The 9,458-nt window shown below is 72.6% G+C and carries 11 protein-coding genes and 1 pseudogene; 8 read left to right on the top strand and 4 right to left on the bottom strand.

The features are described 5' to 3' along the window. Window position 1 precedes the first annotated feature (1 nt). Window positions 2-733 (top strand): SGNH/GDSL hydrolase family protein, encoded by a 732-nt coding sequence (locus B9S61_RS12120; RefSeq protein WP_258039632.1) that lies wholly within the window; start codon window positions 2-4, stop codon window positions 731-733. Window positions 734-789: 56 nt separating this feature from the next. Continuing rightward, a complete protein-coding gene (locus B9S61_RS12115) occupies window positions 790-1,680 on the top strand; it encodes an aminoglycoside phosphotransferase family protein (RefSeq protein ID WP_181007339.1) in 891 nt (296 codons plus the stop codon). Window positions 1,681-1,723: 43 nt separating this feature from the next. Here B9S61_RS12115 and B9S61_RS12110 read toward each other — a convergent pair whose 3' ends face one another. Further along, window positions 1,724-2,206, bottom strand: a complete 483-nt coding sequence (locus B9S61_RS12110) for a VOC family protein (protein ID WP_103542258.1) — start codon at window positions 2,204-2,206, stop codon at window positions 1,724-1,726. A gap of 370 nt (window positions 2,207-2,576) precedes the next feature. Here B9S61_RS12110 and B9S61_RS12105 point away from each other — a divergent pair, with 370 nt between their 5' ends. Beyond that, the gene (locus B9S61_RS12105; protein WP_103542255.1) at window positions 2,577-3,236 is read left to right on the top strand and encodes an ATP-dependent Clp protease proteolytic subunit; all 660 of its coding nucleotides are present in this window, start codon (window positions 2,577-2,579) and stop codon (window positions 3,234-3,236) included. After that, a complete protein-coding gene (locus B9S61_RS12100; RefSeq protein WP_103542254.1) occupies window positions 3,236-3,838 on the top strand; it encodes a ClpP family protease in 603 nt (200 codons plus the stop codon). The genes B9S61_RS12105 and B9S61_RS12100 overlap by 1 nt, the downstream gene beginning before the upstream one ends. Before the next feature lie 15 nt (window positions 3,839-3,853). On the opposite strand, the gene B9S61_RS12095 is transcribed toward B9S61_RS12100, so the two are convergent. After that, on the bottom strand, window positions 3,854-4,252 hold the full coding sequence (locus B9S61_RS12095) for a helix-turn-helix domain-containing protein (RefSeq protein WP_103542253.1): 399 nt from the start codon (window positions 4,250-4,252) through the stop codon (window positions 3,854-3,856). A 236-nt stretch (window positions 4,253-4,488) separates the two neighbouring features. On the opposite strand from B9S61_RS12095, the gene B9S61_RS12090 reads away from it, so the two are divergent. Further along, the gene (locus B9S61_RS12090; protein WP_103542252.1) at window positions 4,489-5,373 is read left to right on the top strand and encodes an RNA polymerase sigma factor SigF; all 885 of its coding nucleotides are present in this window, start codon (window positions 4,489-4,491) and stop codon (window positions 5,371-5,373) included. A gap of 18 nt (window positions 5,374-5,391) precedes the next feature. On the opposite strand, the gene B9S61_RS12085 is transcribed toward B9S61_RS12090, so the two are convergent. Beyond that, the gene (locus B9S61_RS12085) at window positions 5,392-5,847 is read right to left on the bottom strand and encodes an ATP-binding protein (RefSeq protein ID WP_103542251.1); all 456 of its coding nucleotides are present in this window, start codon (window positions 5,845-5,847) and stop codon (window positions 5,392-5,394) included. Between the two features lie 147 nt (window positions 5,848-5,994). On the opposite strand from B9S61_RS12085, the pseudogene B9S61_RS12080 reads away from it, so the two are divergent. The 3 genes and pseudogenes from B9S61_RS12080 (at window position 5,995) to B9S61_RS12070 (ending at window position 8,408) form a co-directional block, all read left to right on the top strand. Beyond that, window positions 5,995-6,580: pseudogene (locus B9S61_RS12080) on the top strand (PRC-barrel domain-containing protein). Further along, a complete protein-coding gene (locus B9S61_RS12075) occupies window positions 6,577-7,035 on the top strand; it encodes a PRC-barrel domain containing protein (RefSeq protein ID WP_181007338.1) in 459 nt (152 codons plus the stop codon). The pseudogene B9S61_RS12080 and the gene B9S61_RS12075 overlap by 4 nt, the downstream one beginning before the upstream one ends. A 92-nt stretch (window positions 7,036-7,127) precedes the next feature. Next, window positions 7,128-8,408 carry a streptophobe family protein gene (locus tag B9S61_RS12070; protein ID WP_103542250.1) on the top strand — a complete coding sequence of 427 codons (1,281 nt, stop codon included), beginning with the start codon at window positions 7,128-7,130 and terminating at the stop codon, window positions 8,406-8,408. 328 nt (window positions 8,409-8,736) lie between these two features. Here the strand turns inward: B9S61_RS12070 and B9S61_RS12065 are convergent, their stop codons facing one another. After that, window positions 8,737-9,147 carry a hypothetical protein gene (locus B9S61_RS12065; protein WP_103542249.1) on the bottom strand — a complete coding sequence of 137 codons (411 nt, stop codon included), beginning with the start codon at window positions 9,145-9,147 and terminating at the stop codon, window positions 8,737-8,739. Window positions 9,148-9,458 lie beyond the last annotated feature (311 nt).

Here is a 9,458-nt window from a genome sequence, read left to right as displayed (position 1 = left end):
GCTGTATCCGGGGGACTCCCTGGCGATGGAGAACCAGAAGGTGCTCGGACGGGAGCTGCGCGGAGAAGTGCGCGCCCGCTACACGAGCGCGCCGTACTCCGGCACCACCCTCTGCGACTACCTGGAGGGCTCCGCCGAGCGGTCCCTGGTGCCGGCGCCGGACAAGGCGGCCGCACTGGTGCGGAAGCTGCGGCCGGACTACGTGGTGCTGCAGTTCTGGGGCAACGCCTGGGGCTATACGCCGTGCATGGACGGGATCACCTACGACGGCTCGCGGGAGCGGTTCCTCGATCGGTACGCGGCCGACGCGCGGCGGCTGACGGAGCAGATCCGCTCGGCGGGCGGGGGCGGGGGTCCGCGGATCGTCTGGGTGCTGCAGGGCCCGGATCCGGTCACTCCCGACCGGGTGCGCCGGGTGAACGAGCTCTGCGAGCGGCGGGCCGACGGCTCCGGCGAGCTCGTCGCCGACGCGGGGAGGACGGTCAGCGCGGAGGGAGCCCGCTACACGTGGACTCAGTATCTGCCGTGCGACGCCCGTGAGCGGGCCCGCGCGGACTACTGCACCGAACCCGGACGGGACCGCACGGCCCTGCACCGGGACGACGACTACCTGCACTTCTGTCTGGCGCCCACGACGTCCACGCCCAGGCCCTGCCCGGTCCCCTCCCCCGGCATCCTGCGCATCGCGCGGGAGATCGCCCGGGTGATCGGCGAGGACGTCCGCGACGGCTGAGCGGACGGTGCGAAAACCGTTCGACGCGGAGTGCGGACACTGCTGGGATGAGTGGCATGTGTGCGCTGAGGATGCGTCCCGACGAGGTGGAGATCGACACCCCGCTGGTGCGGCGGCTGATCGCGGACAGGTACCCGCGGTGGGCCGGTCTGCCGGTGCAGCGGCTGGCGTCCTCGGGGACCGAGAACGCCATGTTCCGGCTCGGTGCGGAACCGGTGGTGCGGCTGCCCCGGTACTCGGGTGCCGTCGCCGGCGTGGCGCACGAGCGGCGCCGGCTGCCCCGGCTGGCACCCCACCTGCCGTTCGCGTCCCCGGAACCGCTGGGGCGGGGTGGAGCCGGGAACGGGTTCCCGTGGCCCTGGTCGGTGTACCGCTGGCTGGACGGCGCCAACCCGGTCGCGGGGGCGGTGGAGGACCCCGGCTCGCTCGCGGTCGACCTCGCCGCGTACATCACCGCCCTGCGCGGGATCGACACGGCGGACGCGCCGGCGTGCCCCCGCGGCGTGCCCCTGTCCACCCGGGACACGCCTACGCGCGAGGCCATCGCACAACTGGCGGGGCGGACGGACACGGAGGCGGTGACCCTGCTGTGGGAGGAGGCGCTGGCGGTCCCCGGGTACGCCGGGGCGCCGGTCTGGGCGCACGGTGACCTGTCGCCGGGGAACGTGCTGACCGCCGGCGGCCGGCTCGCCGCCGTGATCGACTTCGGCTGCGTGGGCGTGGGCGATCCGGCCGTGGATCTGATCGTCGCCTGGAATCTGCTGCCCGCCGAGGTGCGGGGCGTCTTCCGTGAGGCGGTGGGCGCCGACGAGGCGGAGTGGGCGCGGGGGCGGGGCTGGGCGCTGTCGATCTCCCTGATCCAGCTGCCGTACTACTGGGACACCAACCCGGCGCTCGCGGCGAACTCACGCCATGTGATCGGGGAGATCCTGGCCGAACGCGGGTGACGGCGGGACCGGCGCACCACCGGTCCCGCCCCGCCCCCGGCCGTCACTCGCCCGCGTACGCCTTTTCCAGGGCGGCGATGTCGAGCTTGCTCATCGCCAGCATGGACTTCATGGCACGGTCCGCCTTCTGCCGGTCCGGGTCGCCGATCATCTCGGTCAGCCGGAGCGCGTTGATCTGCCACGAGACGCCGAACCGGTCCTTGAGCCAGCCGCAGGGGCCGTGCTCGCCGCCGCCCTCGACGAGCTTCTCCCAGTAGTGGTCGATCTCCGCCTGGTCGGCACAGTCGAGCTGGAACGAGATCGCCTCGTTGAACGTGAACTCGGGCCCGCCGTTGAGGGCGACGAACTTCTGACCGTTGGCCGTGAACTCGACGGTGAGCACGGAGCCCTCGGCACCGGGCGCGGCGCCGGTGTTCCGGACGATGGCGCCGATACCGGAGTCCTTGAAGACCGAGACGTAGAAGTGCGCGGCCTCCTCCGCCTGGCCGTCGTACCAGAGACACGTGGTGAATCCGTCGGTGGTCATGAATACCTCCCGGGCGTGGAACGCGGACATCGGTGTCGACCGTCGCGCGCCCCGGAACTCATCGGTGCGGCCGACCTTCGGTCCGGACCCGCCGGCGTCGCCCGCGAGAGCACCGCTCACACGGGAGCACCGGCCTCCCCGCGAGAGCACCGCTCACCTCGACAAGCACGCCGGGCCCCGGGCCCGCAGGCAGGGCCGGCCGGCCGGGACAGGGACCGCCGCAGGACCTCTGTGGGGAGAGGCGGGGTGTGCTCTGCCGGTGGCGAATCTGCCAGGGGCAGAGATGGCCCCGCGCGGCCCGCCGGCCGGTCAAGAGTGGGGGAACGCGGTCGCCCCGGCCGCGCTCGACCGACGACCACCAGGAGCGCCGATGTACCCACGCGCCGCCGGCTACCGGCCGGCCCCGCTGCTTCCCCGCGCCGAGGAGGGTGACACTCCGCCGACGCGGTACGACGACGATCTCGCCGCCCAACTGCTCGCGCAGCGGATCGTGCTGCTCGGCACCCAGGTCGACGAGGTCTCCGCCAACCGCGTCTGCGCGCAGTTGCTGATCCTGTCCGCCGAGGACCCGCGCACCGACATCAGCCTGTACATCAACAGTCCCGGCGGCTCGGTGCACGCGGGCCTGGCCATCTACGACACGATGCGGCTGATCCCCAACGACGTCTCGACGCTGGCGATGGGCTTCGCGGCCAGCATGGGCCAGTTCCTGCTCTGCGTCGGCACGCCCGGCAAGCGGTACAGCCTGCCGAACGCGCGCATCATGATGCATCAACCGTCGGGCGGCATCGGCGGCACCACCGCCGACATCGAGATCCAGGCGGAGAACCTGGAGTTCACCAAGCGGACCATCGAACGGATCACCGCCGAACACACCGGGCAGTCCGCGCGGACCATCTCCCGGGACGGCGACCGGGACCGCTGGTTCACCGCCGAGCAGGCTATGGAGTACGGGATGGTCGACCGGGTGGTGGAGTCGCTCGACGACGTCCGTCCGGCGGCGACACGGCGCAGGATGGGGCTGCAGTGATGGGGACGTACACGATTCCGAACGTCGTCGAGCGCACCCCGCAGGGCGAGCGGTCCTACGACGTGTTCAGCAGGCTGCTCTCCGAGCGGATCATCTTCCTGGGGACCGAGATCGACGACGGCGTCGCCAATGTCGTCATCGCGCAGCTGCTCCACCTGGAGTCGGCGGCCCCGGAGAGCGAGATCGCGGTCTACATCAACTCCCCCGGCGGCTCGTTCACCTCGCTCATGGCGATCTACGACACGATGACCTTCGTACAGGCGCCCATGTCGACGTTCTGTGTCGGGCAGGCGGCCTCCACGGCGGCCGTGCTGCTGGCCGGCGGGGATCCGGGGCGACGGTTCGTCCTGGAACACGCGCGGGTACTGCTCGGGCAGCCGGCCACGGGCGGGGCGCGCGGCACGGCGTCCGATCTGTCGCTCCGGGCCAAGGAGATGGTGCGGATCCGTTCCCAGGTGGAGGAGGTGCTGTCGCGGCACACGCACCACGACGTGGAGACCCTGCGGGCGGACATGGACCGCGACAAGGTGTTCACCGCCCGCGAGGCCGTGGAGTACGGCCTCGCGGACGAGGTGCTGGCCCGGCGTCTGGCGAGGGTGTGAGGCACCGGACACGGGTCAGGCGGCCAGGCACATCCCGTTGTGCGCGGAGCCGGGCACACCCCGCGGAGCGGGAGCCCGCCGGGCGGTGACGCGGACCAGCTCGCCGTGGGCCCGGGCGAGCAGGTCGCCCAGGCCGAGACCGAGTGCGTGGGCGGCGGCCGCGAGGACCTCCGAGGAGGCCTCCTTGCGGCCCCGCTCCACCTCCGAGAGGTAGGGCATGGAGATCCGGGCCTCGTCGGCGACGTCCTTCAGCGTCCGCTCCTGGGCGAGGCGCTCCGTGCGCAGCACGTCGCCGACGAGATCGCGCCACAGCGGTTCTCTCGGACGGGCGGCCGGGGCCGGTGGCCGGACCGTCGCGGGTCGCAGGGGAATGACGCGGGCGTCAGGGGCGAGGTTCGGCGCTCGATCGGTCACGTTCTCAGCCTAGGAATTCCGGAGCCGAGGGGAAGACAGCGGCATTCCGCCCTGAGTGAAGACCGCCCGCCACGCCGTGCCGGGCTGCCGCGCGGGGTGTGACGCCGTACCCTCGTACGCAGGCGTGCGCACCGCGTTGCCGGACCGCTCGGAAACTCGGTGTGCATGGTTCCGTGCGCGCTGGGTACTTGCGAGGCTCAGGCACATGGCAGCCGTGACGTTCGTGGGGAGAGGAAATGAAGACCGCCGTGATCCGGTCGCAGGCGCAGGTAGTCGATGAGCACACCGAGGCCGGAGCGGATGGCGGAGAACCGCTGGAACTGGACCCCCGGGCCGTCGCTCCGCGCGACGCCAGGAAGTTGTCCCGGCAGTTCTTCCGCCGTATGGCGGAGCTGGAGGAGGGCACGTACGACTACCAGTACGCGCGCAACACCCTCATCGAGATGAACATGTCCCTCGTGCGGTTCGCGGCCGGAAGGTTCCGCGGCCGGGGCGACGACATGGACGACATCGTGCAGACCGGCATGATCGGCCTGATCAAGGCGATCGACCGGTTCGAGCTGTCGCGCGAGGTGGAGTTCACCTCCTTCGCGCTGCCTTACATCGTGGGTGAGATCAAGCGGTTCTTCCGTGACACCACGTGGGCCGTGCACGTGCCGCGGCGGCTGCAGGAGCTGCGGGTCGAGCTGGCCAAGGCCCGCGAGGAACTCGCCAGCCGGCTGGACCGGGAGCCCACGGTCGCCGAGCTGGCCACGCTGATGAACATCACCGAACGGCAGGTCGTCGAGGGGCAGATCGCCGCGAACGGGTACAACTCCTCGTCGCTGGACGCCGCCCTCACCGGTGACGGCCCGGAGAGCGGCGAGTCCGTCCTCGCGGACTTCATCGGGGTCGAGGAGGAGGGGCTGCGGCTCGTCGAGGACTTCCACACGCTGGCCCCGCTGATGGCGGAGCTCAGCGAGCGCGACCGGGAGATCATTCATCTGCGGTTCGTGGAGGAGGCCACCCAGGCGGAGATCGGTGAGCGTCTCGGCTGCTCGCAGATGCACGTGTCCCGTCTGATCAAGCGGATCATCGCGCGGCTGCGCGAGGGCATGCTGGGCGAACTCGGCTGCGCCTGACGGGCCGGGCCCTGGTGGTCAGCCCGCCGCGAGGCTGAGTACCGCGCGCACGCACTTGCCGACCGGCACCCGTTCCACCCGGACGTCCAGGGCCAGCGCCCGGACGATCTCCAGACCGTGCCGTCCGACCCGCTCGGGGTCGCGGGGGAAGACGCGGGGCAGGGTGGCGCTGCTGTCGTAGACCGCCACGGTGAGCGAGGTGTCCGTGCCCTCGAGCTCCAGGATGTACGGGCCCTCGCTGTGCCGGTCCGCGTTCGTGACCAGTTCACTCACCACCAGCAGCATCGCGCCGTCGGACCGTGCGTCGATCGACGCGTACCACTGGGTCCTGAGCTGCTGGAGGAAGTCCGCGGCGAAGGCCCGCGCCTCGGCGATGCATCCCGGCTCGCCGGAGAAGTGCGCCTCTCGCCGCAGCGGTTCCACGGGCACGTCGAAACCAGTCGGTATCACTGCCCCGTCCAAGTGATAGGTCATGCGTTTTCTCTCTGCGAAGCCGGCCCGGCCGGATGATCTGCACCAGTCCTCGTACCCCGAGTCCGGCGGCGCAGTCCACCTGATCCGTGTTCGGTCCGTCACCGCGGGGAACCCGGGATCCGCCGGGACCGTTCGGAAGGACGTGCGATGAGCGGACTGACCGGGGTACGGAGCCTGACGACGCTGCCCGTGGTGACGCTGGGCGGGGACGCCGTGGCCCATGTCAAGGACACCGTCTTCGATGCCTCGGCCGGGCGGATCGAGAGCTTCACCCTCACCGGGCGGACCCTGCTGTCGGGGGCCCCTGCCGCGGATTCTGCCCTGGCCCGCGGTGCACTGCCTGGGTCATCGGGCCGTCATGGTGCGCGACACGGGGGCACTGTGCGACCTGCAGCTCTCCGCGGCGCGCCGCGAGGCGGTGCGCGGACGGCTGCTCGGGGCGCAGGTGGTGACCGACGAGGGCGAGACGGTGGGGACGGTGCTCGACATCCTGGTCGAGGGCGGCACCAGCGGCCGGCTCGTCGCCTTCCGGCTGGCCGCGCACCGGGAACTGGTGCACGGCTCCCGGCACCGCAGGCACCGGGTGTACGTGCCCCGGGGCGAGGCCCTGAGCGTCACCGGCCGGACGCTGGTGATCCCCGCGCACGCGACGACGTACGTCACCGACGACCTGCCGGCGTTCACTGCCCGCGTGGGTGCCTTCCACGACCGCGGACGAGGTGCGGCCCGATGATGCTGTTCTCCCGGGTGCGGGGGCTGCCCGTGCTGACTCCGGGCGACGCCGGCCGGGGCGGCGTGGTGCGGACGCTGACCGTCGAGGGGGCGCCCTGGCGGGTGACGCACGTGGTGATGGCGCGGGGCATGCTGCGCAGGAACGCGCTGGTGGCCTGGGACGCCCTGCGCGCGGCCGGCCCCGGCACACTGGTCGTCCGCGGGTCAGGCATCCGGTCCGGCGGCGGCCCGCACGCGGTCCCGGACCACCACGAGCTGGTGGGGAGCGGAGTACTGACGGAGTGCGGTGAGGAGCGCGGCACGGTGCTCGACGCCGCGTTCGATCCGGTCACCGGCCGCATCGAGGCGGTCCTGACGACAGCCGGCGAGGTGCCGCCCGGCCTACTGCTGGGCCTCGGAGACCACGCCCTGGTGATCCGGGCCGACCGTGCGCCCCGCGGGGTCCGGGAGGTCTAGGCGACGTATGCCGGGTAGTCCGTCCGGCGACCTGACGACGCGGACGGACCTCCCGGCAGGCGACGCCGACCGGGGCTGCTTAGCGTGCACACGTGAGCGCACGCACCTCTTCCGGCCCCGCGGTCCCCCGCCACGGCTGGGCGCAGGCCCTCGTCACGGTCCTGGGCGCGCTGGCCGCGATGGGCGCGGTGGCCGCGCTCGGGCTGTGGGCGGCCGGTGCCACGGACCTCCCGGGGGACGCCTTTCCCCAGGTCGTCGCGGCCACGGTGGTGACGGCCGTCGGTGGCACGGTGAAGCTGTCCGGGGACGCCGGCGGACTGGCGGGAACCGAGGGCGGCCTGGCGGTCATCCCGCTGTCCGTCACCCTCACCGGGGCGCTGGTCATCGGCTGGGGGTTTCTGCGTCCGCCGCGTCACCGGGCGGTCGCCGGCGCGCCCGAGCTGGGCGGGTGGGCGGCGCGGATCGCCGCGCTGTGGCTGCTCGCGCTGCTCGGCCTGGCGCTCGCCGCCCGGCATACCTTCGAGATCTCGCTCGGCGACGGCCCGCTCGGTGACCTCGGTGACCTCGGTGACCTGTTCGGGTTCCGACCGGTGGTCGGGTTCGCCGCCGATGTGCCGCTGACCGTTCTGATCGGCCTGGTCTGGCTGGCGGGGGTGCTGCTGGTGTCGCTGATGGTGTCCCGCGGCGCACCGCTGCCGGGCGGGCTGCTGGGCTTCCAGGCGTCGGTGCGTCCCGCGGCGCTCGCGATGGTGCGGCTGCTGCTCGCCTCCGTGGTCATCGCCCTCGTCGTCGCGCTGTTCGTCGCCGCCACCCGGGGCCACCCGGTCGAGACGTTCGCGGTGATGCTGCTGGGCCTGCCCAATGTGGCCTGGCTCGCGTTGACCGTCGGGCTCGGTGCCACCTGGGACGGCAGGGTGGAGGGGCCGTTCGGGCTGCCCATGCCGCAGGTGCTCGACGAGGTGCTGCGCACTCCGGACGTCTCCGAGCTGAATCTGGGCACGCTCGTCGAGCACGACGGGGGTCGGTGGTGGTGGCTGCTGGTGGCGGACGCGGTGCTGCTGCTGACCGTCGCGTTCGTGATGGCGGCCCTGTCACCGCCCGGCGTCCGGATCTGGCAGCACGCCGTGCGCATGGGGGTGGCGCTGGCGCTGACGGTGCTGATGATCTGTCTCATGGTCCGGATCTCCGCACGGATCGGTCTGTCCGTGCTCGGTATCGGCGACCTGGGCGAAGGGCTCTCCGGCGAGGTGCTGCTCAAGCCGCGGCTGTGGAGCGCCCTGGGGCTGGCTCTGCTGTGGGGGCTGGCGGCCGGCTTCACAGGGGCGTCGGTGGCACACGCCACCCGCCGACGGCGCGGCGGCACCGGCAACTGATCCGCGCACCGGGGGGCCGTACCCGGCCGGGCAACGGGCAACCGGGACAGCCGACGTCACGGGGAGCCCCGGCGACGCACGCGAGGCGGGACGTACCGCCGTTGCACGGACCGGGACCGTACGCGGCCGGGCTCCCAGGACGGGCACCTCACGGAGACACCGGCGGTGCACGCGGGGGCGGGACGCGCCGTCGAGGCGCACACCGGGACGTACGCGGCCGGGCGGCCGGGACGGAGGAGTCGGTGGGGCTGGACTCGGTGGGGACACCGGTGGCGTGCGCCCCTGCGGCGGGGAGGGGAGGGGCCGGGGGCAGGCCGGGTGGGTGGGGTCAGGCGACCGGGACGCCGAGCACGCGGGCGGCGCGCTGCATGCGCAGCGCGTCCACGGACTCGGCCAGCAGTTCGTACTCGGTGGTGTCGTCGCCGGTGGCGAGGCGCACCAGGCGTCCGGCGGCGAGCGCCTCGGCCACCTCTTCCTGCCGGTCGTCATCACCGCACCACGTGCGCAGCACGGTGGGTACATCGGGCACGCCATCGGCGACGGGGACGAGCGCGCCCGGCGGTAAGTGCTCGGCGTCGGGCTGCGGGTCCAGCCGCTCGGCGATCCAGGAGGCGCGGTCGCGCAGCCACCACAGGGCGAGGGCGAGGGTGGGAGCGCGGTAGGTGCCCAGCGGTACGCCGATGCGCCGGCCGTCGCAGACCCCGTACGCCGTGACGTGGCACAGGAATTCGTCGTGCACGTTCCCGTTCCCTCCCCCGCTGCGTTGCTCGCCCGCCGGGCCGGGCCGGCTGCCCACCTCGTGGCTCGCATGCTGTGCGTGAGGGCGCCGTCGCGCGGTGTGAAGCGCTCTCGTTGTCGAGTATGTTCACCGCTGAATCACTGTCACCATGTGTTTCCGGCCAGTCTCCTGGCATATTCACGGCGACGTCTGGCCGAAACGGTTCGCCAGGTGGCCGACGACCGTACTGCCCCGCAGGTGACCGGCCTGCGGCCCCGGACGGAGACAGGGTGGGTGCAGGGTGGGCGCATGGGGCACGGGGAACCCCCTGC

It is taken from the genome of Streptomyces sp. SM1 (genome assembly GCF_002910825.1).
Lineage (GTDB): Bacteria > Actinomycetota > Actinomycetes > Streptomycetales > Streptomycetaceae > Streptomyces > Streptomyces okerensis.
Note: the sequence above shows the minus strand (reverse complement) of the source record. Positions and strands in the feature narration are given on the sequence as shown.

What these genes read in the sequence shown, in the direction of transcription:
- B9S61_RS12105 (WP_103542255.1), top strand. Translation starts at nt 2,577, where the DNA reads ATGTACCCACGCGCCGCCGGCTACCGGCCGGCCCCGCTGCTTCCCCGC.
- B9S61_RS12085 (WP_103542251.1), bottom strand. Translation starts at nt 5,847, where the DNA reads ATGACCTATCACTTGGACGGGGCAGTGATACCGACTGGTTTCGACGTG.
- B9S61_RS12115 (WP_181007339.1), top strand. Translation starts at nt 790, where the DNA reads ATGTGTGCGCTGAGGATGCGTCCCGACGAGGTGGAGATCGACACCCCG.
- B9S61_RS12075 (WP_181007338.1), top strand. Translation starts at nt 6,577, where the DNA reads ATGATGCTGTTCTCCCGGGTGCGGGGGCTGCCCGTGCTGACTCCGGGC.
- B9S61_RS12090 (WP_103542252.1), top strand. Translation starts at nt 4,489, where the DNA reads ATGAAGACCGCCGTGATCCGGTCGCAGGCGCAGGTAGTCGATGAGCAC.
- B9S61_RS12110 (WP_103542258.1), bottom strand. Translation starts at nt 2,206, where the DNA reads ATGACCACCGACGGATTCACCACGTGTCTCTGGTACGACGGCCAGGCG.
- B9S61_RS12100 (WP_103542254.1), top strand. Translation starts at nt 3,236, where the DNA reads ATGGGGACGTACACGATTCCGAACGTCGTCGAGCGCACCCCGCAGGGC.